Raw genomic sequence first — 22,874 nt, forward strand, 5'->3', positions numbered from 1 at the left:
GGCATTTTGCATCACTTTTGGGAGAAGTGACTGAGGTTTATCAGGAGCCGGATACGAGGCCCGTAAGTCCGGTTCTGTGAGAGGGATAACGCCGCAGAAAATTACTGCGGCGCTACCCTACTCGATTCATTTAGACTCCTATGCCTAATCCAAGATTTTTCAACCCTTCAACTTCATAAAGACAAACTTGAGGCCGGTCAAAAAGATGTGGCCGACTTTGATATCAAGTTCGCAGTCAATCCTGGTAGTAAAGCAGGGCTTCTCAAATCTCGGTGTAATAACCACTGCAGGTCTGGCGGCCCCGGAATGTATAACGCGGTAAAGCTTGGCTAAGAGCAGCCCTTTCACCCCCCCGGCCAGCCCTGCCAGGAACCCGGTCACGTGGGGTTCCTCCATGCCAAATTCCGTACTCCATTGAAAACGCCGCAAGTATACTTTCCCAAGCAAGTACCGGATTGCCGGCATGTAGTTCTCAAAAAAAATTTTACCCTTTTTCATCATGAAAAGGATACGCTTCAGGCCGAGCACTTCTTCCGCCTCTATTTTCCCCACTGGATCCGGGTCGTTTTTCCCCGTCACCTTCGCCTCTATTTTGAAGGCCGGCCTTAACGTCCGTGGCCACAATGGACGGCGCCATGGCCGGAAACCAGGCTTCAGTTCTGTTTTCACCACAGGTATCTCCATTTTGTAGGAGATTAACCCGCGCCAAAGAGATAGCTTTAAAGCAAAATGGTCGTCCCTCCCCTGCCTCCGGTACTGCAGCCTCATTTTTAGACTGGTCAGGGACAGGATCAGCGCAAACGTGCCAACCAGGATCATTACCAACTGGGTCCTGCCCACTTACTCCCACCCCCTGCATTATTTTCCCTTATGAGAGCAGTAATATACCAAATACTGTTTATCTAGCAGCAAAGCCGCCTCTTAATTGAGGGCGGCCGGGTGGGTAGTTTACATATCAAATTAACTAGCGCCATATAGCATGGACGTCTTCTATTTATACCAGTAGTCCAGGCCAACGTTGTGCCGCGCCCGATCCAGGTAGACAGCTGCAGCCTGCCTGGCCTTACGGGCGCCCTCGCGCATGATGTCGATGACATACTGCCTGTCCCGCTCCAGTCTTTGGCGCTCGTTGCGGTAGGGCGTGAAATATTCCCAGATGACGCCTACGAGCTCTTTCTTTAAATCACCGTAACGCAAACCGGGGTTCAGAAAACGTTCTTTGAGAGCAGCCCTGTCTCTCTCATCCAGAAAGAGGCTGTACAAATCATAAAGTATATTGTCCTTCAACGGCTTGGGCTGGTCGACCGGGGTCGAATCCGTTTTGATGCGCATGATTTTTTCCCGGATGCTTTTTTCATCGGCAAATATTTCTATGGCGTTTCCGTAGGATTTAGACATTTTCTGTCCGTCAACTCCCGGTACCGTGGCAAAGTCTTCTTCGATATCCGGTTCCGGAACCACAAAAGTATCTCCGTAAGTATTATTAAAACGGATGGCGATATCTCTGGCAATCTCCAGGTGCTGCTTCTGGTCTTTGCCGACCGGGACTTTATCCGCGCCGTAGAGTAAAATATCGGCCGCCATGAGCACAGGATAGGCGAACAGACCGTGGCTGGCGGGAATCCCTTTAGCGGTCTTATCTTTATAGGAGTGACTTCTCTCCAAAAGCCCCATGCCCGTTACGTTGGACAATAACCAGGTCAACTCGGTTACTTCCGGGACGTCGCCCTGTACCCAGAACACCGACTTCTCCGGGTCAAGCCCCAGAGCAAGGAAGTCACAAACTGCTCCATAAGTTTGCCGGCGTAAAAAATCACTGTCAAAGACTGAGGTCAGAGCATGATAATTAACAATGAAGCAAAACAGCTCGTTATGCTCCTGGTAATCCACCATCCTTTTCATCATGCCGAAATAGTTCCCCAGGTGCAGTGAACCCGAGGGCTGGATTCCTGATAGAATGCGCAAAAAAAAAGCCTCCTTTTGAAAATAATTATTGCCTACCTTACCAGCTGCGCAACAATATTTGCCAGCAAAATAAGGATATTTACGACAGGGTTTATTAAAATGGATATAAAGCGAAACCCGAAAAAAACCAGGACTATAAGCAAAATTGGTCCGTAAGCCTCAAGCTGGTCCAGCCAGTCCTGGCGGCCCGGCAAGAGACCGGCCAGGATTTTGGAACCATCCAGAGGCGGGATGGGGATGAGGTTAAATATCGCCAGGACCACGTTAATCACGATCACGTACTGCATGATGATATTAAAATAGGGGATTTGCATGCTCCCAAACAACCCTAAAATCACCGCTGAAGCCACGGCCAGGAGAAAGTTCGTGGCGGGTCCGGCCAGGGATACCAGCAGCATTCCCTGTTTTATATCGCCCCTGAGGTTGTACGGGTTGACCGGTACCGGTTTGGCCCAGCCGAATCCGGCCAGTAAGAGCAAAATAAAACCAACCGGGTCCAGGTGCGCCACCGGGTTAATTGTAAGGCGGCCATGCGCTTCGGCCGTCCTGTCTCCAAGCCGGTAAGCCACCCAACCGTGGGCATACTCGTGGAAGGTGAGCCCGATGATTATGGCGGGCAGGGTCAAGGCAATGGTATGCAGGCTGGGAAAATTAAACACTATTAATTACTCCTTCGTAAGCCGCCAGGTACTCCCTGGCATAGCTCAATTCTTCCTGCCTGGTGCGTACCAGGCCGTCCAAACGGGCTTGCCACACGGCATCCAGCGCCAGCTTGAAAGCCGGCCCCGGCGTGAAGCCCATGCCGCTCAGGTCCTTTCCGGTGATGGAAGGCTGGTCGTAGTTAATAGCGCTGAGGACCTGACGCAATTGTGTCCTCGCAGCGTTTCCGGTAAGGCGGGTCAAGATTAGCGGGTATACTTCCTCTGGCAGCGGCATCAACCGCCTGGCCAGATCACTCATCTGGACCTGCTGAGCGCGCTGTAAAGAATCAGCGACGTCCTGCCACCCGGACAGACCTGCATGCACCCTGCCGGTCCAGCGTTGGCCTAGATGATAGCGGCGGCATATAGCGCCTGCAGCGTCAGCATCCGAGCGGCTCAGCAGCGCCAGGAGGTACGCAAGCCAGGGTTCCAGCTGTTCTGCCAGGTCCCAGGTATGTATTACTCTTAATGAGCGCGGCAGCTCATCCAGTACCTGCCGGACTTGCTCATAGTCGACGCCCGGGAAGAGGTAGTCCCATAACCCAATTTCTTTCAACCGGTAGAGGGCCAGCCCCGGCCGCGGCTCTGAAAGGATGTGCTTTAATTCTTCCCACACCCGCTCCATAGCCACCCTTTCCAGCATCTTGCTGCGTACAGCTTCCCTGGCCAAAGCAAAAGTCTGAGGTTCCAGGTCCATGGCATAGCGCTTTTCAAACCTTACCCCCCGCAACAGCCTGGTTGGGTCCTCTACAAAGCTGAGGTTGTGCAGTACCCGTACCAGGCCGCGTTCAAGGTCCTCCCTGCCGCCGAAGTAATCAATGATATCACCAAAATCATTCTGGTTTAAGGAAACCGCCATGGCATTGATGGTAAAGTCGCGCCTGTAAAGGTCCTGGTGCAGAGACGAAGTTTCAATTTGAGGCATGGCCGCGGGATGTTGGTAAAATTCCACCCTGGCCGTTGCCACATCCACCTGCCGGCCATCCGGAAAGAGGACCGTCGCGGTGCGGAATTTGGGATGGACACGTACTCTGGCGTCGTAGCGCCGGCCAAGCGCGCGGGCCATTTCCACCCCATCTCCTTCCACCACCAGGTCGAGATCAAGGCTCTCTACGCCCAGCAGCAGATCGCGGACAATGCCTCCAGCGGCGAAGACCCGGCACCCCAATTCATTAGCTATTGTTCCAACTTGTTCCAATATTGTTATATATGCTTCCGGCAGACTGCGATAGATCAGCTCGCGTATGTTTTTATAGTGGTATTTGAAGCTTTTTTCACTATATACCTTATAATGCTTTGACTGTACATCACCGTGCAGCGTCCGCAGCACATCAGTCCGCGATACTATGCCGACCAGTTTTCCTTCTTGCAGTACCGGAAGCCGGCCGATGTCGTGCTCAATCATCAACTCTCTAACCGCGGCAACCGTAGCTTCCGGGCCGACGCTCACCAGGCTACCGGTCATGAATCCTTTAACGGGAGCATGCCCAAGACCGTGGTGGACTGCTTTTTCCACATCACGCCGGGAAATAACTCCCACAACTTGCTCATCTTTTATTACAGGCAACCCGGTATGACCGTAGCGCAGCATAATTCGCCCCGCTTCTTCAATCACGGTTTCCGGCGCCACTGTCTTTACCGGGCTGGACATAATGTCTGCCACGCTAACGGGTGGTTTTACCTTCTGCCTGATCGCAGCCAGGAGAAGTTTTACCACATCCGCCACCTGCGAATTTTTGATGACAGCCGACGCCGCCGCGGGGTGTCCCCCGCCGCCCAGCATACCAAGGATATCTTTAACGCTTACTTCGGGCACGCTGCTGCGGGCGACAACGTGGACACAGCCGTCCATCTTGACCACCGTGAAAACAGCTTCAAGGTTGGCAAAATCGACCAGCTTGTGAGTCAGCAGGTCCAGGCCTCCCACAAATTGGTCCAGGTCCGCCTCTGCAATTAGAAACTTGATTCCGTTGATATTATACCTCTCAGCCGAAACCAGCAGAGCTTTCAACAGTCCTCTTTGTTCCTCCGTCAAAGGGCGCCACAGGAAGTTTGCGACCACGGCAAGATTGGCCCCGTTGGCCAGGGTATAAGCCACCGCTTCCGCATCCCTGGGGGTGGTATTGGAAAAGACAAGAGACCCGGTATCTTCATAAATGCCCAGGGCCAGGACAGTTGCCTCCACCGGTGTTATCTGAAGGCGCTTTTCCCTGATTTTTTCTACCAGCAGGGTTGTGGTCGCCCCAACCATCTCAACGACCTCAAACCTGCCCGTGGCGTCCCCCTCACTGCGGGGGTGGTGGTCGTAAATATGCACCTCGACACCGGGTCTATCCAGGAGGTAAGCTAGTTTGCCAAGGCGGGAGGGTGTTTTGGTGTCAACAAGAATGAGCTTTTCCACCAGTTCAGGCGCGATATCCCGGATGGCCCTGACATAGATGGTATCCTTATGCAGGGCCATAAACTCCTCAACGTTTTTCAGGAGCGCCCCGGGAAAGACCATAATGGAGCCGGGATACAGTTTTTGTGCCGCCACCATCGAAGCCAGGGCATCGAGATCGGCATTGGTATGAGTCGTAATTATATCCACTGCCGGGAGGCCTCCGCTAAACAACCTTTTCCAAAATAATACGTTTTTATATTATATCATACTGCCGGATGTATTTAAAAGCGCCCTATGGGCGCTCAGGTTCTGCTGACCTGGTTGTCTCATTGCTGTGGCAAGGGCGAATGAATTCTCGCCAACATTTAATGGCGCATTGCTCCGTATGCGAAAAAAAGAGGGTCGGCGCCGGGAAAGCTGACAACCCTCTTTTTCGTTTTAAATTTTTGGCAGCTTTTCCAGCGCCTTTTTAAGATTTTCCTCCGGAAGCGGGTAATCTACCAGGTTCCCTTCCATATATGCGTCATATGAGGGCAGGTCCAGCAGGCCATGACCGCTCAAGTTGAACAGGACAGTCCTGGACTCTCCAGCCTCCCTGGCGGCTAATGCCTCTTCTACCGCGGCATGGATGGCGTGTGATGATTCCGGAGCCGGCACTATACCCTCGCACCTGGCAAAAAGGACCCCCGAATCAAATACCGCTGTTTGCCCGTAAGCCACGGCCTCGGCAATACCGTCATGCACCAGCTGGCTTACCAGTGGCGATTCGCCGTGGTAGCGCAGGCCTCCGGCGTGAATACCGGGCGGCATGAACTCTGTGCCTAAAGTATACATGGACAGAAGCGGGGTGAAACCGGCCACATCACCGTAATCATAGCCAAAGCGCCCCCTGGTAAGAGTCGGACAGGCGCTTGGTTCCACTGCCAGCAACTTTACTTTGGCGCCTTTAACAATTTTATCATAGGCAAAAGGGAAAGTCGCCCCACCGAAATTGCTGCCGCCACCGCAACAGGCAATGACAACGTCCGGGTAGTTATCCACCTTGGCCAACTGTTCCCTGGCCTCCAGGCCGATGACGGTTTGATGTAAAAGAACGTGGTTTAAAACACTGCCCAGCGCGTAGTTGGTATCATCGCGCCCGGCCGCGTCCTCAACCGCTTCACTGATGGCTATACCCAGGCTGCCCAATGATTCGGGATCCTTTTTTAAAATTTCCCTGCCTGAATTGGTGCGGTCGCTGGGGCTTGCAATTACCTCCGAGCCGAAGACATGCATCAGTGAACGCCGGTAGGGCTTCTGGTGATAGCTGACTTTTACCATATACACGGTGCATTCCATGCCAAAGAAGTTGCAGGCCTGAGATAAAGCGACTCCCCACTGGCCGGCGCCGGTTTCAGTAGCCAGCCGCTTAATCCCCTCTTTTTTATTATAATAGGCCTGGGGAACGGCCGTGTTGAGTTTGTGGCTTCCCGCCGGGCTTGCTCCCTCATATTTGTAATAGATTTTGGCAGGGGTATCCAGGGCTTTTTCCAGGCGACGCGCGCGACAGAGAGGTGAAGGCCTCCAGAGCTTGTAGATCTCCATCACCTCATCGGGGATCTCAATCCAGCGCTCCTCGCTTGCCTCCTGTTTAATCAGTTCAAGCGGAAAGATGGGTGTTAAATCCTGCGGAGCTATAGGCTCTTTTGTGGCCGGGTTCAACGGCGGTTTGGGCTTATTTGGCATATCCGCCTGAATATTGTACCAGGCCCTGGGCATCTCTTTCTCGGTTAACAGCACTTTGATTTCACTCATCTCTTCTTGCTCTCCTCTCATCTCTTGAAATATTTATGGCGACAGCCAAAACCATTTTATCGTATTGGGCTGTACCGGCGCAAGGGTATGTTACCATGAAAATACATTTTCATTTCTGCCGGCGCATAATTAACATGGTTGTTCTAGCTAATTTTTTCCTCCCGGCCGGCCGTACTGCTCCACTTACCACAGCGGTCGCCCCAGCGCGCTAAAATATTATTGTTTTCCGCTATCTCCACCACTTCGCACAAGTTGGCGCAACCGGAGCACTCAAAACTACCGGCGCGAAAACTGGTATCAGCCACCCCAAAGCCTTTAAAAAGGCTGGTACCTTTCCTGGCTACAGCTTCCCTGGCAAGTATGGCGGCGCCAACCGCGCCCATAACGTTAAAATAAGGCGGCACCTGGACTGAAAGGTCCAGGGCTTTCTCAAAAGCCCTTACCATCCCGACATTGGCGGCTACCCCTCCCTGGAATACTACCGGCGCCAGGATTTCTTTGCCTTTTCCCAGGTTGTTGAGGTAGTTTCTGACCAGAGCCTCGCAGAGACCGGCTAAAATATCCGGCAAGCTGCAGCCCATCTGCTGTTTGTGGATCATGTCGGACTCGGCAAACACCGCGCACCTGCCGGCGATACGCACAGGAGCCCTGGCCAGCAAGGCGTACTCCCCAAATTTCTCAATCGGTATGTTCAGACGCGCCGCCTGCTGGTCGAGAAAAGAACCGGTACCGGCGGCACATACAGTATTCATGGCAAAGTCATTGACGACTCCATTGCGCAGGATAATAATTTTGGAGTCCTGGCCGCCGATTTCCAGTATGGTCTGAACGCCAGGCGCCAGTGAGGAGGCTGCCACAGCGTGGGCGGTGATTTCGTTCTTTACGGCGTCGGCGCCTACGATAAGGCCTGCCAGATGCCTTCCGCTGCCGGTTGTGCCAACCCCCCTGACAATTGTGCCGGAGGGAAGCCGGGCGCCAAGTTTTTTTAAACCGGCCTGAACGGTGGCGATAGGCTGCCCCTGGGTCCTTAGATAGATATCCTCGACAACCATGCCTCCCTCGTCTAAAAAGACAATATTGGTACTAACCGAGCCGACGTCTATACCCAAAAAACCCTTCATAACTTACGCCCTCCCGAATATCTTTTTTCCTTTTACATAGAGATTGCTCCGGCTTTCCTCCAGCGCAACATGTCCATAAATGCTTCCAGCCTGGTTAAGAGACCGGCTTCTCCGGTATGTTCATCCAGAGTAATATTTAAAAAAGGAACACCATTTGAGCGAGCGCTCCGTTCAATTAATTCCCCCGTCATAGAATCGGGGCCGCAACCGAACGCCGCTATATGCACAAGCCCTGCCACATCCGGACGTTTCATATAATTAAAGGCCGCTCCCGCCATGCGCTGGCCCAGCGTCCAGAACAGTTTTTTGGGCAGACAGCGGGAAGCGCAGTTAACGGCGTGGTCCGGCAGAAACTCCGCTGTTACGATGCTTGCCCCCATTTCTTTCAGTCTCTTGATAATGTTCATGTTGATGTAGGTGTCATAGATATTGTAGGGATGGCCGATTAAAGCTACTTTAAAGGAATCCTCCGGTTCAGGAAGGGGTAAATTTTCAACCCGGTCCTCCAGAATAGCCATGGCCTCGGTCGGCATCAACCCCATCTGAAGAAGCTTACAGTACTGATTATGCGCCTTGACCGACCGTAAGAAAGCCATCCATATTTTGTAGCTGCTGCCGCTGAATAATTTCCCCACCTCATGTGCCGCCCGGTAGATTTCCATACTGCTTTTATAAAGATTGATATTGGTGTCAATCAATTTGGGAAGTCCCTTGATCCGCCTGATCATATCCGGGAAACCCAGGAATTTCGGGCAAATGTACTCACGCCTCCCGATGCTGACCATCCGGGGCAAAAAAAGGAGGTCCGACTTACCTGCGAGGTCCAGGACATGACCGTAGGCCAGTTTAACCGGCAGGCATACTTCATCAACGGCGTTTTTCAGCCCGTTTGCCAGGAGCCCCTTGTTGGAAGGTTGTGAGAGCACTACCTCGGCCCCCAGTTCTTGAAAAAAGACCCGCCACATCGGGTAGTAGTAATAATAAAGAAGAGCCCTTGGAATACCAACCTTTAAAGGCACGGTATATTCCTCCGTCCAGTGTGTTTTGGGCAAAAAAAATAACCAGCCTGGTGTGAAGTATCCCCATTTGCAGGGATTTTATTACAAGGCGCCGTCCGGTTGTAGTACAGCAAGGTCTTGTGCAAAACCGCTTTTCTCGATTATAGTCTGAAAAGCCCTTGTTGTTAGCGGCGCGCCCTTTCCTGCGTCATCAGCGCCGTCCATTTTGCCTATATCGCCGATGCCGATCACCAGGGGCAGGTTAAGCTTATCGATTATTTCGACAGTATCACCTTCCTGCGGATCATGTTTAGGTTTCCCACTTTTATCGACTGCGCCTTCAATAACCTTTCCGGAGTTGGTTATAGAAGCGTCTACCGTACAGCCGGATACGTTTTCCGTGTTGGAGGCGACCGCCAACACCCCAAGCACCTGTATCTCAGGATGAGCAGTGATAAAAGCCAGTGCCTCCTCGCCACGCCCCGCGCCGTTGAACCCGCGGTCATCAAGCATAACCACGACCGGGTCATTGGGGGCCTGTTTAATCATTTCCACCAGTTCCTTTCCGGACCGCCTGGTCGGATTCCCGGCTGAGGCTGAAATGCAGCGGGCGCCGATGTTTTTAGCCGCCACTTCCACCGCCCTCTTGGCGATGCGGTCTCCATCGGTAACAAGGATGACTTTTCTTTTGCACTCAGAAAGATTGTCCATATTGTCCTCTAGGTCTTAAAAAGTCAGCGCCGGATAGCCGAATAACCGATAATGTCGCTGATCAATATATGACCTTTCGTTATACTTCCCTGCAGGTTAAACCTTATGCAGACAACAGAACTCAGGGACACAGGGACAGGTACCTTGTCCCTCTTTATTTATTGTTGTTGACTTGTTGACTTGGGACAGGGTACCTGTCCCTGTGTCCCGTGTCCCTCCATGATAAGCCTCCTTTAGTTGGTCATTGAGAACAGACTGGGGAGGCCTGATTTATAATTTAAGAAGAGTTCGGGGATATACCCGAACCCTTCTTTGTCAATACATCTCACTCACACGTAAAACCCTTGCGCTGTTTTAATCTGGTTCGATTTCATTCAAATTTGCATTGCGTAACAATTTAAGTTAATGGCAGCATTCCACGCCCGCGTCAAGATGTGTTTCATATTAGTTCTTCAATAATGTACCTATTCGGTATGCGCTATTTTTACATTGGCTTTGTATTCAACAAGACGGCCGTTCTCAACATTGGCGGTGAAGTTCACGATTTCAACAGCTACGATATTCTTCACTGTACGTGACGCTTCGCTGATAGCAGACTGGACGGCGCCTTTCCAACTATCGGGGGATTCCCCCACCAACTCTGAAACTATAACATGCATGGTTTATTCCTCCTTAAGTTTTTTCTTTAGCGGTAATATTATGTGTAGCAACCGGATATCTATACAATTTTTAGGAGCAAAATAAAAAGGCCCTTTACGGAGCCTCAGTATATCTACAAACCTTTCCTTGGAACTGTTCCCGTCCTTGGCGCTTGTGAGAGACTATTCACCACTGTCATCCATCAGGTCCTTAATTTTTTTCAAGGCCTGTCTTTCCAGCCTCGAGACCTGGACCTGTGAAAGACTCAGCCGCCTGGCAATGTCAGACTGGGTTTTATCCTCAAAAAAACGCCAGGTTATGATCTGCCTGTCTCTTTCCGGCAGTTTATCTAAAAGCTCGCTTACCGAAAGGCTCTCAAGCCAGGGTGTTTCCCCGTCTTCACTGTCCTTCAACTGGTCAAGCAGGTAGATCGGGTCACCGTCATCCTGATGCAGGGTCTCATAAATGGAAGCGGGTGTCTGCGCAGCTTCCAGGGCATTGACAATTTCTTCTCTGGAAAGACTCAGTTCACCTGCGATCTCGCCAATTGTTGGTTCCCTGCCCAGCCTGGCCGTAAGCAGTTCCCTTGTTTGCTGTATTTTATAAGCTGTTTCTTTGACCGAGCGGCTAACCTTGACCGGGTTGTCATCTCTTAAGAACCGCCTGATTTCTCCAACTATCATAGGTACCGCGTAAGTTGAGAATTTAACGTCATATCCCAGGTCAAATTTATCAATAGCCTTCATCAGCCCGATGCAACCGATTTGAAAAAGGTCTTCCAGTTCATAGCCCCTGTTCTGAAATCGTTTGACCAGGTTAAATACCAATTTGAGGTTGCAGTTGACCAGCTTGTCGCGGGCATAACTGTCACCATTTTTGGCTTTCTGGAGTAATTCTTTCATTTCCTTGTCTTTCAACAGGGGAAAGCGTGGCAGGTTCATTTCCACCAACCTGCTGCTCATTATTTGTTCAACTCCTGCTTAGTGTTCCCGGCTGTTTTGGACAGCCCCGGCGCCAACTCTTCTACTCATGCGGACCATGGTTCCACGCCCCGGCAGTGAATCGACCTGTAAGTTCTCCATGAAAGACTGCATAAAAACAAACCCGAGGCCCAGTCGTTCAGGGTCTGTGGTAAACGCCGGCTGCAGAGCCCTGTCAATGTCTTCTATTCCCCTGCCATCGTCTTCTATGCTTAGTTCAAGCGTGTTTTCCGTCAGTCCGGCATAGATCTTTATAAACCTGTCCGGGGCATTCCTGTAGCCGTGGATGATAGAATTGCTTACCGCTTCTGATACGGCGACCTTAACTTCCTCAAGGTCGCTCAAGGTAAATTCAAGCTGGGAGGCAAAAGCGGCGACAGTTGCCCTGGCAAAGGATATATTCGCCGGTATGCTAAGAAATTCCAGTTTCATCTGGTTATTTAACGGCATGGTTTCAATCCTCCTCTAACCTAGTTTCCGCAGGGCCTCGGCTTCACTGTCAGACTCGCCCATAATCCTGAAGAGACCGGACAATTCAAGGATTCTGCGAACCTGAGGCTGAGGTGAGACAATGATAACTCTACCCCCGTTTTTTGAAACCCGCTTGTAACGGCCCAGAAATACTCCCAGTACCGAACTGTCCACAAATGATACTTTCGATAGATTCAAAACTATATTTCTGGCGGGTTCCCGGTCGAGAGACTCTTCAAGGTTATTTCGGAGAAAGTCAGCTACGCTAAGGTCAAGTTCGCCACCCGGGCGGACAAGCAGGGTATCCTGTTTAAACTCAATATCCAAGAGCACGGGCGCCAATCCTTTCTCAATAGTTAATTGCATATACCCTTCTGCTAAATCTTACCAAATGTATCACCAAAAGGCAAGCTGTGATTCGAGATAAGAAAAATGAGCAGGCTTTTCGGCCGGCTCATTTAACACATCACCTGTGGATCATGACGTCTCTATATCCGATTTTAATAAACGCTGTCGATTACTCTTTTCATTTGAAGGAATATTGAGGCTTTGGGGACGTCATCTTTGGCTATGAGTTTAACCCGCAAGACTTCCTGTCCTTTCTTTGTAACGACATACGACCCCACTTCCTGGCCCTTCAAGACCGGGGCGCTAATATATCCAGGCAGTTCAACCTTTGACTCAAACCCCTTTTCTTCACCCTTTGGCACTACTACGCCGGCCCTTTCCGAGGTCAGGACATCCACACTGGCGGACTGCCCCTTACTTACCTTGACAGTGCCCACGCTGGTCCCCTTTTCGGCCATATTAACCGCTTTATAACGGGCAAATCCATAGTCCAGAATTTTGGTTGATTCATTGAAATGACTTTTGGGTTCAGCCGTTCCCAGGACAACACAGATCAGCCTGAGGCCGTCTCTTTCCGCCGAGGAAGCCAGACAGTATTTTGCCGCCTCCGTCCAACCGGTCTTGCCGGCGTCGGCTCCATCGTACCACCAGAGCATCTTGTTGGTGTTCCATAATTTAAAGGCGCCGCCGCGCAGTTCATGTTCCTTCATCGCGGTTATTTTTTTAAAAAGCGGGTTTTCCAGCCCTGCTTTTAAGATCACGGCCAGGTCATGAGCGCTGGTATAGTGGTCATCCGCGGTAAGACCGTGGCAGTTGACGAAATGGGTGTTTTCCAGTCCGAGGGACTTGGCCTTATCGTTCATGGCCTCTACGAAAGCTTCTTCGCTCCCTGCAATGTGTTCAGCGACAGCCACGCTGGCGTCGTTAGCCGATTGCAGCCCTACTGCTGTGAGCAGGTCCCACAGGCTCATTTCTTCACCAGGTTCGAGATAAATCTGCGACCCGCCCATTTCCCAGGCGTTTTCACTGGCCACAACCTGGTCGGTCAACTTAAACTCACCCGCTTCCACTGCTTCCGTCGCCAGCAGCAGGGTCATCAACTTTGTGACGCTGGCCATGGGCAGCCGCTTGTCCGGCTCCTTTTCATAGATAATTTTATTGGAATAGGGCTCAAGCAGCACGGCCGCTTCGGCTGTTGTTTTCAGGGTTCCTTTAGCGGGTTCATTGGCTTTTGCCGCCAGTTCGGCGGCAAAAGCCAACGGACAACCAGTAAAAACGGCAAGAAGCCATGCAAACAACAGGATTAACTTGGTTTTTTGCCAGGACATAAAAGCTTACCCCCAATCGATATTTCAGTTTCTCCAAATTCTTCCAGGTGGTTCTATGGAAACGCTATCATCTTCGCTTGTACCGGGGTTGTTTGTATTATGTTTCCTTGTTTTAAAGTTATGCGTGGTAACTCATTAACACATAAAAAAACACCCCGCGCATATGCGAGGCGACTCGTGCTGTAACAGGCAATTTTATTGCACCACATCATATACAAAATGAATCGGGCTTGGCTGACTATCACTGAATGAATATGCGTCCATTACCATAGCTTCGGCTTCTTCATGCTCATCAAGGTTAGAGTGCAATATACAGATTGTATCACCGGCTCTGACATACTCACCTATTTTTTTAACCATGGTCAATCCGGCGGAGTAATCAATGCGGTCGTCCTTTTTTTCCCGGCCTGCTCCAAGGAGCATCGCCGCAACTCCTATGGCTTCAGCGTTGATTGCCGCCACATAACCTGATTTTAAAGCTTTCACTTCGATATGCTTCTTCGCTTTGGGAAGACTAGCAGGGTTATCTATAAATCCGGGATTGCCCCCTTGGATTTCAACAAACTGTTTGAACTTTTCAATAGCCTTACCGGACATAATATATCGTTCCAGCTCATTATAAGCATGTTCAAAATCAGGAAAAGCGCCGCCCAACACAGTCATGTGAGCCGCTATGGTAAGCGCTACAGCGGTTAAATCCTTTGCGCCTTTCCCCGCCAGCGCTTCTATTGCTTCCTTAACTTCATTGGCGTTACCGACCTCATTGCCTAAAGGCTGGCTCATATCCGTAATAACAGCTATTGTCTTTCTGTTAAGCGATTTGCCTATTTCAACCATAGTCAGGGCGAGTTCCTTAGCTTCATCGATTGACTTCATAAAAGCTCCGGACCCGACCTTAACGTCCAGGACAATGGCGTCGGCGCCGGATGCTATCTTCTTACTCATTACCGAGCTCGCGATCAAAGGGATACTGTCCACTGTCGCGGTAACGTCCCGCAAGGCATATATCTTCTTGTCGGCAGGAGTCAAGTCGGCGCTTTGACCGGCAATAGCCATTTTGTAGGCATTCACATTTGAAATGAATTTGTCGCCCGGGAGGTTGGTGTTAAATCCGGCAATTGCCTCCAGCTTGTCAATAGTCCCCCCTGTGTGACCCAAACCCCTGCCGGACATTTTTGCAACCGGTATTCCCGCGGCTGCGACCAGGGGGATAATGACCAGGCTGACCTTGTCGCCAACGCCGCCGGTCGAATGTTTATCAACTTTTATTCCTTTGATTGCCGTCAGATCAAGCTTATCTCCCGAATCAACATAAGCAAGGGTCAGGTTGGCGATTTCTTCTTTATCCATACCCTTGAAGTATATCGCCATGAGTAAGGCTGACATCTGATAGTCAGGCACTTCTCCGGAAGTGTAGCCGGAAATGATGAAGTTAATTTCATCCCTGGTTAATTTTCCACCCTGCTTCTTTTTTTGGATCAGGTCAACCATCCTCATCGCATTACCCCCATATTACTGCTCTGCTTTGACGGCCAGCTTTTTCAATGCGCGCTTATTTGCGGCCAAAAGCTTGTACCGGCAGAATATTTCAGGCCAAAGCTGTCGGCTATGGTGGCCGCCACATCCGCGAAGGTTTCCCTTACCCCGAAATCTATCCCGCCGCGCAGCGTTTTGCCGTAAACGAGGAGGGGTACGTACTCCCTGGAGTGGTCCGTGGACGGGGTGGTGGGGTCACAACCGTGGTCCGCCGTAATAATCAGCACGTCCTCTTCCCGCAGTAGTTTTATTAGTCCCGGTAAACGCAGGTCCAGCTCTTCCAGCGCCTCAGCGTAGCCCCGCGGGTTATTGCGATGGCCGTAAAGCATATCAAAGTCAACCAGGTTGGCAAAAATCAGCCCGCCTGCAACCGAGTTAAGCATATTTATGATCTGCTCCATGCCATCCGTGTTTCCTTTGGTCGGAATGGAATCGGTAATCCCCTCTCCATCGAAAATGTCACGGATTTTACCGATAGCAATGACGGGGATGCCGTTATCTTTAAGCAGGTTCAGCACTGTTTGGCCCGGTGGTTTTAATGAAAAGTCATGCCGGTTCATCGTCCTTTTAAAATTCCCCGGTCCACCGGTGAAAGGCCTGGCGATCACCCTGCCCACGGCATGCTCCCCGGTTAGCAGCTCCCGCGCAATACGGCAAATCCGGTACAATTCTTCCAGCGGTATGATCTCCTCGTGTGCGGCTATCTGGAATACGCTGTCGGCTGAGGTATAGACGATGGGTAAACCTGTCGCCATGTGCTGTTCACCAAGTTCTTCGATGATCGCTGTGCCGGAGGCAACCTTGTTGCCAAGGACTTTGCGTCCTATGCGTTCCTCGTAAGTTCTAATCAGCTCAGGGGGAAAACCGCCAGGGTAAACAGGAAATGGCCGCTCCAGGATTAAACCGGATAGTTCCCAGTGGCCTGTCGTGGTATCTTTGCCCGGTGACAACTCGGCCATCCGGCCGAAAGACGCTGCCGGGTTTTTTGCCGGAGGAACCCCCGCTATATGAATAATATTTCCCAGGCCCAGGCCGGCCAGATTGGGCAGGCGCAATCCTCCCACAGACCTGGCGATATGGCATAGCGTGTTGCTGCCGGTATCTCCATATTTGCCGGCATCCGGCAGTTCCCCTACCCCAACGCTGTCCAATACAACTAAGGCAACTCTTTTCAATTCGGGTGACAACCCCCTTTAGCGTGTATTTCTCCCACCTGTTCAGGCCCTGGGATGACTGCGGTTGTAAATCTCCCTGACCCTTTTTTTGGTGAGGTGAGTATAAATCTGAGTGGTGCTGATATCAGTATGCCCCAGCATTTCCTGGACCGAACGGATATCGGCGCCATTTTCCAACAGGTGTGTGGCGAAGGAATGCCTCAGTGTGTGCGGGGTTATGACAGTATTAATTTTGGCCTTGAGGGCGTACTTTTTAATAATTTTCCAAAATCCCTGCCTGGTCAACCTCTGACCGCGGTGGTTGACGAAAAGCGCGGAGACCTTTCCGGATTTTTCTAGTTTGCGCCTGCCGCGCCCCAGGTATTCCCTGAGAAAGCGGGCTGCGACATCACCCAGCGGGATTACCCGCTCTTTGGACCCCTTGCCGAAACAACGGATAAAGCCGTTATCAAGGTTGAGGTTGGTGAGGTCGAGGGAAACCAGTTCAGATACCCGCAGCCCGGTGGCGTAAAGGAGCTCCAGCATGGCCTTGTCCCGCAAACCCGCAGGCTCCCCGATATTGGGCTGGCTCAGTAAAAGGTCCACTTCTTCTATGGTCAGGACCCTGGGCAGCCTCTGGGCCGGCTTTGGTGATTCCAGCTCCTGAGAGGGATCCTTGCTGACGACCCCCTCATTTAATGCAAAACGGTAGTATGATTTAATAGCCGCCAAATGACGGGATATGGTAGCCGGCGAGCGCCCGTCCAATTGCAGTTGGAAGAGGTATGACATAATCGCGTCTTTCCCGGCCTGCTCCATGGTCACCAAACTATACTTGCGGCAAAAGGCGATATAAGCTTTTAAATCGGTCCGGTAAGATACCAGCGTATTTGCTGCAAGCCCCCGTTCAACTGACAGATGATAGATAAATTCTTCGAGAAATTTTTCCATTTAAATACCCCAAAAAAATAAAGTCTTTTGCAAGACTCTATTTCCACATCCAGCCATATAATCCTTTTATAAATACGAACAAACCGCTACAGCAGGTAGGCGGCGGTGAGTTTGACCAGGAGCGGCGTCAGGTATACTTCTACCAGGCCGGCCCCGGCCGAAACAGCCAGAACAAGGCACATCAACCCGCTGTAAATAACAAAACTCGGCCATATTACTGTTTTTGAGTTATAAAAACGCTTGACGAGCAACAGGGCAAAGCATAGTGAAGCAACGCCGCCCATTAGCAGCGCCGGGACCAGGATAATATTCTGGGGCAGGATAGCCGCGCAAGTCAGCGCCATCCCCTGCAGGCTTTTTGAGTTGGTTAAGAAAGCGACACAATATCCCAGAACAAAGCCGCGGGTAAAGATAATTCCCAGCATAACCGGAATGCCGATAACGGTCAAACCCAGGAGATATACTTCCAAAATGAGAACCAGGTCGTTGTACATTACATCCCTTAGAACGCCGGTATTATCCACTTCCATCATCCCCGCCTGCTGCAGGAACTGGTCCAGGTAAGTTTTTAGTTCCTGAGCCTGTTCAAACGGGATTCCTTTAACACCCATGGCGCCTGTGATGATCCCACAAGCAAATACCCCCACCACAATTAAATAGGCAGGCCAGCTGTAACGTAGCGAGTTGCCCCAAAAGCCCCGCAGCGATTTAAGCACCTTCCAGCCCCCCCCCGTCCTGTTCCTGATTATTTTTATGGCCGGGACATCCCCTTTATGAATAGCCTGAGAGCAATTTTGCTCAGGCTCCTTCTTTATAACCTGCCTGACAAAACGAAAAGCTCATAACTTCTTGCTGTCTTTCATATGTTTAAAGGACAAGTTAGGAAGGGAGCAACAATCCATGGCAAGACGCGCAGGTATAAATAATGTTTGTCAACACATAGGGGCTGAGGAGTCTTCCGGGGTAAGACTTTACGTTCAAAAAGGAGGAGTTTTTCTTTGCGGCAAGCCAAAAGAAATCCGGCGCCTGCTTAAGACCTATGCCAGCAGGTACCGGACCGTTGAGGAACTAATAACTCATAATCTTAATTGAGGCACATTTAAATGCAGAATATATCAATGATTTGCCGGTTAGTTGTTTTAGTTAACATGCCGCTGTCACGGCGCCGCGTATCATAAAAATATGCTTAGCGATGTAGGCGCCATTTCAATCGCACACGGCGTGTCAGCGCCGAATTTGGGACCTAATGCAACTTTGTGCGAAGGAATTCGCACCTGCATTTTTCGGGGACGTGCTCCGTATGTTGTTTTTAGGGTAGAGCCTGGGTTGCGCGTACAATTTCTAAAAGGTAACGGGCATTGCCGCTGAGGTCGGCCAGGTTGATAAATTCCTCTGTTGTATGGACTTTACTCATCCCGATACCCAGCACAACCGCTGGAATACCTTTACTGTTATAAATATTGGCGTCGCTGCCTCCGCCGGTATTTTTCAGGCTGGCGGTTAATCCCAAGTTTTTAGCTGCGCTTAAGGCCAGGCGGACAGGAAGAGATTGCTCATCCAGTCTAAATCCATCATATTGCCTATCTACCACAATTTTGGCTTTGGCGCCAAATTTACCAGCAGCTTTTTGTAGAGTTTCACACATATGTGAAGTCTGCGCTGTTAACTTGGCGTGGACCAGGCTGCGCGCCTCACCCTGAATGGTTACACTGTCGGGGACAATATTGGTTGCTTGACCACCTGAAATAATACCGATATTGCTGGTGGTCTCTTCGTCAATGCGACCAACCTTCATCCCGGCAATGGCCTGGGAGGCTACCATAATCGCATTAATCCCTTGCTCGGGGTTAATCCCGGCGTGGGCCGACCTGCCTGTGATGGTCGCTCCTATATGGTCCTGCCATGGAGCCCTGGTAACGATCGTACCAGGCGGCCCGTCGCTGTCAAGCACAAAACCGGCTGTTGCCGCCAGTTGGCTGTAATCCAGGTTCTTGGAACCAAAAAGCCCGCCTTCTTCCCAGATGGTAAAAACAACCTCCAGGCCGCCATGTTCAATGTTTTGCTCCCTGACCAACCGCAAAACCTCAAGAATGGCGGCGATGCCGGCCTTGTCGTCGGCCCCAAGTACAGTATCACCGGAAGATCGGACCAACTCCCCGTCAACCACGGGCTTGACCCCACTGCCGGGTTCTACCGTATCCATGTGGGCAGACAGCAGCAACACAGGAGCTCCGCTCTTTCCAGGCAGCTTGCCGATAATGTTGCCGGTATCCGACCCAACTTCCCGGCCGGCGTTGTCTTCACTTACCTCCAGGCCAATTTCTGAAAGTTTTCTTTTGAGCAGATCAGCCATGTCCCGTTCTTTGCCGGATACGCTGTCGACCTGGACGAGTTCTAAAAATTCATTTAGAATACGTTCAGATTTAACCATAATCACCCACCCTGAATATAGGATTCCGGATTGACCTTGATTTTAAGGGATTATTGCATTGCTTTTAGGTCAGGTGCGAATGAATTCGCACCTGCATTTTGGTTATATAGGGCATTTTTCATATTAATTAGCAGCTTCGCCAGGAGGTGTTATCATAAATCTTTTTAATATATTAATCCGTCCGGGAAAATTTATGCGCCCTGACCAGTTCGGCCCCTCTTTCGAGCGCCTTGACGTTGGCCGGGATCATGTGGTGGTGCCGCTTTGGAAAGACTTCCTTTAAGGATTGTTCCACTCCTTTTATGGACGCTACCCCGGTTAACGCAAGCAGCGCCCCAAGGATGACGTTGTTAGCCACCTTGACGTTCCCCAGCGCTTCCGCTTCCTCATTGGCCCGGATGCTTACAACCTTAACGTCGCTCCGGGTAACCGGCGACTCTACCAGGGAACTGTTAATCATAATCATACCGCCCGGGACCACCGTGTCCTGATATCTCGCCAGCGAGGGATTGTTCATCACGACCAGGACTGTCGGCTCGGTAACAATGGGCGAACTGATTTCACGGTCCGAGATGGTGACACCGCAGTTGGCCACCCCACCCCTTTTTTCCACCCCGTAGACCGGGACGTAGGAAACACACTTTCCTTCCAATAACCCCGCCTGGGCGAGCAACTGACCGGTTGACAAAGCTCCTTGCCCGCCAAAACCGGCAATATAAATTTCCTCCAGCATCAGGCCACCCCCTCCGGCTTTTTGAACTCACCAAGTGGATAGTAAGGGATCATATTGTCCTCAAGCCATTTTACGGCTTCCAGAGGAGACAGCCCCCAGTTGGTCGGGCAGGTGGAAAGCACCTCCACCAGGGAAAAACCCAGCCCTGCCATTTGGACCTCGAAAGACTTTTTAATGACCTTTTTGGCCTGGATAATTGACTTGGGACTGTGCACGGCTACCCTGGCCAGGTAAGCTGAACCCTCCAATGGCGCAAGCATTTCACAGACCTTGACCGGAAAGCCGTTAATCTCCTTTTTGCGTCCAAAGGGAGTGGTTTTAGTCACCTGCCCCATTAGGGTGGTGGGCGCCATCTGACCGCCGGTCATACCATAAACAGCGTTGTTGATAAAAATAACGGTAATATTTTCGCCGCGCGCGGCAGCGTGCACAAATTCCCCTGTGCCTATTGCCGCCAGGTCTCCATCACCCTGGTAGGTAAAAATGACCCGGTCCGGCAGGACCCTCTTTATTCCTGTAGCAACTGCGGGGGCTCTCCCGTGTGAGGCCTGGACCATATCCATATCAAAATAGTCCATGGTGAAAACGGAACATCCTACTGAGGCCAAGCCAATCGTGGTGTTCTGGATGCCCAGTTCGTCAATCGCTTCAGCTATCAGGCGGTGGGCTATGCCGTGGGTACAACCGGGGCAGTAGTGATAGGATACGTCTTTTAATGTTTTTGGCCTGGCAAAAACCTTTTTCATCGGTCAGCACCCCCGCTGTACAGCTTTATAACTTCCTCCAGGATATCCCTGGCCACCGGAACCATCCCGCCCAGACGGCCGTAATGGTAGACGGGAATCCGGCCTTTGACCGCCAGTTGGACATCCTCCTGCATTTGTCCCATGTTCATCTCCACTGCAAGCATACACTTAAACTTTCCAGCGATTTCCCCGATAAAATCATACGGGAACGGCCACAGGGTAATAGGCCTGATCAGACCGGCGGGAATACCCCGCTGCCTGGCTTTGTCCACAACCGAGCGGCAGAGCCTGGAAGCTGTGCCAAAGGCCACCAGGACGATTTCCGCGTCTTCCAGGAAGTAACCGTCACAGAGCTGCTCGCTTTGGCGCATCTTTTGGTATTTCTTTTCCAGCCTTAAATTTACAACTTCCATTTCTTCCGGAATGACAAAGCAGGAGTTAATCACGTTTCTCCCCTCGTGATAAGCCGTCCCGGTAGCCGCCCAGGGTTTGGCCGGCAATTCAATTTTGATATCCTCTTCCAACTCTACCGGCTCCATCATCTGGGCCATAATCCCGTCCGCCATCACCATCACCGGGTTGCGGTACTGGTCGGCAAGGTCAAAGGCCCTCCTGGTGTGGTCCATTATTTCCTGTACAGAATTAGGCGCCAGGACGATCATGTGGTAATCTCCGTGGCCGCCTCCCTTGGTAGCCTGAGCATAATCCGCCTGGGAAGGCCCTATATTGCCCAAACCAGGACCACCCCGCATCAGGTTGACAACCACACAGGGGAGTTCCGCGCCGGCCATAAAGGATAAACCCTCCTGCATCAGGCTGATGCCTGGTCCCGAGGAAGCGGTCATCACCCTTGCGCCTGCGCCGGCGGCGCCGTAAACCATGTTGATCGAGGCTACCTCGCTCTCTGCCTGCAAATACAGGCCCCCTACTTCCGGCAGGCGTCTGGCCAGGTAGTGGGTCAGTTCGCTTTGAGGCGTTATAGGATAACCAAAGAAGTAGCGGCAGCCTGCCCGCACCGCTGCTTCACCGATAGCTTCGTTTCCTTTCATCAAAAGCCTGGTCAAGCGCTCCTCTCCTCCCTCTCCACTTCGATCACCATGTCGGGACACACCAGCGCGCACAATGCGCAACCGGTGCACTTGTCCTGCTCTTCCACCCCGGCAGGGTGATAGCCCATGCTGTTGATCTGCGCGGACATACTGATAATACCCTTGGGGCAGACCGGCAGACACAGCTGGCAGCCTTTGCAGCGTTCCTCTCTAAAGGTTACTCTTGCCAAAACTAGACTCTCCTTCCCAAACTCAACAAATATGTGTAGATATCCTCAAGGGACTCTACACTAAACAAAATCTTCCCAAGGCGGCTTCATAAAAATATCAATTGGGAGGACCGGCGCTCCAAGGCGGCCAAGCTGGTCAGCCAGCTCCCTGCGGGCCGCTATAAAAGCAACAGGTAAGCCTAATTGTCCGGCCGCTCCGGCAATAACTTTGTAGCCTTGCAAAATGATTTTCGCATCTGTCCGGCGACCCAGGTTGGTATTGCAAATCAAGGCGTTTACCTGCAAACGGGAAGTCCTTTCAACGCCCCTCATCATCTTGATAATGCCGCTTTGCTCTCTTGTATTGAGGCGGCAGGTATTAACAACAAAAAATATATTACAGGGGACTGCGTTAAGTTGCTCCTTAAAACGGCCTAAGGCCGTGGCGCCGATATCGTCGCCGCCGACATCTATAACTGCGTGCCCCTCGCCTTCAAAAATACCATAAATTGCCGCAGGCAGGGCCGGTACATCGGCGCCTGAAAGTTTGCCGCTCGGGCTGATAACCTTTATCCCCTTGCTTTCAAGGTTTTCCCTGACCGCTCTGACCCTGAAATACGGATTAA

The 22,874-nt window shown here is 51.3% G+C and carries 24 protein-coding genes; 1 reads left to right on the plus strand and 23 read right to left on the minus strand.

Going from position 1 to position 22,874, the window contains the following annotated elements; genetic code table 11:
• Nucleotides 1–159: 159 nt before the first annotated feature.
• The 17 genes from Psfp_RS01725 to spoIIM all read right to left on the minus strand — a co-directional run bounded on the left by Psfp_RS01725 (nt 160) and on the right by spoIIM (nt 17,796).
• Nucleotides 160–840: a DUF2953 domain-containing protein gene (locus Psfp_RS01725; RefSeq protein WP_134216833.1), complete on the minus strand. Its 681-nt coding sequence runs from the start codon at nt 838–840 to the stop codon at nt 160–162.
• A gap of 150 nt (nt 841–990) precedes the next feature.
• On the minus strand, nt 991–1,965 hold the full coding sequence (trpS, locus tag Psfp_RS01730) for a tryptophan--tRNA ligase (protein WP_134216834.1): 975 nt from the start codon (nt 1,963–1,965) through the stop codon (nt 991–993).
• A gap of 32 nt (nt 1,966–1,997) precedes the next feature.
• Nucleotides 1,998–2,624 carry a site-2 protease family protein gene (locus tag Psfp_RS01735; RefSeq protein WP_134216835.1) on the minus strand — a complete coding sequence of 209 codons (627 nt, stop codon included), beginning with the start codon at nt 2,622–2,624 and terminating at the stop codon, nt 1,998–2,000.
• The gene (locus Psfp_RS01740; protein ID WP_134216836.1) at nt 2,617–5,256 is read right to left on the minus strand and encodes a CBS domain-containing protein; all 2,640 of its coding nucleotides are present in this window, start codon (nt 5,254–5,256) and stop codon (nt 2,617–2,619) included. Before Psfp_RS01740 ends, Psfp_RS01735 begins: the two co-directional genes overlap by 8 nt.
• Before the next feature lie 231 nt (nt 5,257–5,487).
• Nucleotides 5,488–6,843 carry a TrpB-like pyridoxal phosphate-dependent enzyme gene (locus tag Psfp_RS01745; RefSeq protein WP_134216837.1) on the minus strand — a complete coding sequence of 452 codons (1,356 nt, stop codon included), beginning with the start codon at nt 6,841–6,843 and terminating at the stop codon, nt 5,488–5,490.
• Between the two features lie 143 nt (nt 6,844–6,986).
• Nucleotides 6,987–7,964, minus strand: coding sequence for an acyl-CoA dehydratase activase (locus tag Psfp_RS01750; protein ID WP_134216838.1), 978 nt, complete (start codon nt 7,962–7,964; stop codon nt 6,987–6,989).
• Between the two features lie 32 nt (nt 7,965–7,996).
• Nucleotides 7,997–8,983, minus strand: a complete 987-nt coding sequence (locus Psfp_RS01755) for an acyl-CoA dehydratase activase-related protein (RefSeq protein WP_134216839.1) — start codon at nt 8,981–8,983, stop codon at nt 7,997–7,999.
• A gap of 81 nt (nt 8,984–9,064) precedes the next feature.
• The gene (locus Psfp_RS01760) at nt 9,065–9,673 is read right to left on the minus strand and encodes a stage V sporulation protein AE (RefSeq protein WP_134216840.1); all 609 of its coding nucleotides are present in this window, start codon (nt 9,671–9,673) and stop codon (nt 9,065–9,067) included.
• Between the two features lie 464 nt (nt 9,674–10,137).
• Nucleotides 10,138–10,332, minus strand: a complete 195-nt coding sequence (locus tag Psfp_RS01765; RefSeq protein ID WP_134216841.1) for a dodecin family protein — start codon at nt 10,330–10,332, stop codon at nt 10,138–10,140.
• Nucleotides 10,333–10,494: 162 nt separating this feature from the next.
• Nucleotides 10,495–11,274 (minus strand): RNA polymerase sporulation sigma factor SigF, encoded by a 780-nt coding sequence (sigF, locus tag Psfp_RS01770; protein WP_190238875.1) that lies wholly within the window; start codon nt 11,272–11,274, stop codon nt 10,495–10,497.
• Between the two features lie 18 nt (nt 11,275–11,292).
• On the minus strand, nt 11,293–11,742 hold the full coding sequence (gene spoIIAB / locus Psfp_RS01775; protein WP_134216843.1) for an anti-sigma F factor: 450 nt from the start codon (nt 11,740–11,742) through the stop codon (nt 11,293–11,295).
• Nucleotides 11,743–11,757: 15 nt separating this feature from the next.
• Nucleotides 11,758–12,129 (minus strand): anti-sigma F factor antagonist, encoded by a 372-nt coding sequence (spoIIAA, locus tag Psfp_RS01780; RefSeq protein ID WP_243120424.1) that lies wholly within the window; start codon nt 12,127–12,129, stop codon nt 11,758–11,760.
• A 134-nt stretch (nt 12,130–12,263) separates the two neighbouring features.
• Nucleotides 12,264–13,439 carry a D-alanyl-D-alanine carboxypeptidase family protein gene (locus tag Psfp_RS01785; protein ID WP_134216844.1) on the minus strand — a complete coding sequence of 392 codons (1,176 nt, stop codon included), beginning with the start codon at nt 13,437–13,439 and terminating at the stop codon, nt 12,264–12,266.
• Between the two features lie 195 nt (nt 13,440–13,634).
• Nucleotides 13,635–14,936 (minus strand): pyrimidine-nucleoside phosphorylase, encoded by a 1,302-nt coding sequence (locus Psfp_RS01790; RefSeq protein ID WP_134216845.1) that lies wholly within the window; start codon nt 14,934–14,936, stop codon nt 13,635–13,637.
• Between the two features lie 44 nt (nt 14,937–14,980).
• Nucleotides 14,981–16,162 (minus strand): phosphopentomutase, encoded by a 1,182-nt coding sequence (locus Psfp_RS01795; RefSeq protein ID WP_134216846.1) that lies wholly within the window; start codon nt 16,160–16,162, stop codon nt 14,981–14,983.
• 30 nt (nt 16,163–16,192) lie between these two features.
• Nucleotides 16,193–17,080 (minus strand): site-specific tyrosine recombinase XerD, encoded by an 888-nt coding sequence (gene xerD / locus Psfp_RS01800; protein WP_134216847.1) that lies wholly within the window; start codon nt 17,078–17,080, stop codon nt 16,193–16,195.
• A gap of 86 nt (nt 17,081–17,166) precedes the next feature.
• Nucleotides 17,167–17,796, minus strand: coding sequence for a stage II sporulation protein M (gene spoIIM / locus Psfp_RS01805; RefSeq protein WP_192895229.1), 630 nt, complete (start codon nt 17,794–17,796; stop codon nt 17,167–17,169).
• Nucleotides 17,797–17,980: 184 nt separating this feature from the next.
• On the opposite strand from spoIIM, the gene mciZ reads away from it, so the two are divergent.
• On the plus strand, nt 17,981–18,172 hold the full coding sequence (gene mciZ / locus Psfp_RS01810; protein ID WP_134216849.1) for a Z-ring formation inhibitor MciZ: 192 nt from the start codon (nt 17,981–17,983) through the stop codon (nt 18,170–18,172).
• Nucleotides 18,173–18,389: 217 nt separating this feature from the next.
• Here mciZ and Psfp_RS01815 read toward each other — a convergent pair whose 3' ends face one another.
• The 6 genes from Psfp_RS01815 to Psfp_RS22085 all read right to left on the minus strand — a co-directional run bounded on the left by Psfp_RS01815 (nt 18,390) and on the right by Psfp_RS22085 (nt 22,584).
• The gene (locus tag Psfp_RS01815) at nt 18,390–19,511 is read right to left on the minus strand and encodes a M20/M25/M40 family metallo-hydrolase (RefSeq protein WP_134216850.1); all 1,122 of its coding nucleotides are present in this window, start codon (nt 19,509–19,511) and stop codon (nt 18,390–18,392) included.
• A gap of 172 nt (nt 19,512–19,683) precedes the next feature.
• The gene (locus Psfp_RS01820) at nt 19,684–20,244 is read right to left on the minus strand and encodes a 2-oxoacid:acceptor oxidoreductase family protein (protein WP_134216851.1); all 561 of its coding nucleotides are present in this window, start codon (nt 20,242–20,244) and stop codon (nt 19,684–19,686) included.
• Nucleotides 20,244–20,990, minus strand: a complete 747-nt coding sequence (locus Psfp_RS01825; protein ID WP_134216852.1) for a thiamine pyrophosphate-dependent enzyme — start codon at nt 20,988–20,990, stop codon at nt 20,244–20,246. Before Psfp_RS01825 ends, Psfp_RS01820 begins: the two co-directional genes overlap by 1 nt.
• Nucleotides 20,987–22,054 carry a 3-methyl-2-oxobutanoate dehydrogenase subunit VorB gene (locus tag Psfp_RS01830; RefSeq protein WP_134216853.1) on the minus strand — a complete coding sequence of 356 codons (1,068 nt, stop codon included), beginning with the start codon at nt 22,052–22,054 and terminating at the stop codon, nt 20,987–20,989. The genes Psfp_RS01825 and Psfp_RS01830 overlap by 4 nt, the downstream gene beginning before the upstream one ends.
• Complete coding sequence (locus Psfp_RS01835) at nt 22,051–22,269, minus strand: 4Fe-4S binding protein (protein ID WP_134216854.1); 219 nt, start codon at nt 22,267–22,269, stop codon at nt 22,051–22,053. The genes Psfp_RS01830 and Psfp_RS01835 overlap by 4 nt, the downstream gene beginning before the upstream one ends.
• 60 nt (nt 22,270–22,329) lie before the next feature.
• Nucleotides 22,330–22,584 carry a hypothetical protein gene (locus Psfp_RS22085; RefSeq protein ID WP_243120425.1) on the minus strand — a complete coding sequence of 85 codons (255 nt, stop codon included), beginning with the start codon at nt 22,582–22,584 and terminating at the stop codon, nt 22,330–22,332.
• Nucleotides 22,585–22,874: the final 290 nt, after the last annotated feature.

It is taken from the genome of Pelotomaculum sp. FP (assembly GCF_004369245.1).
In the GTDB taxonomy this organism is placed as follows: Bacteria; Bacillota; Desulfotomaculia; order Desulfotomaculales; family Pelotomaculaceae; genus Pelotomaculum_C; species Pelotomaculum_C schinkii.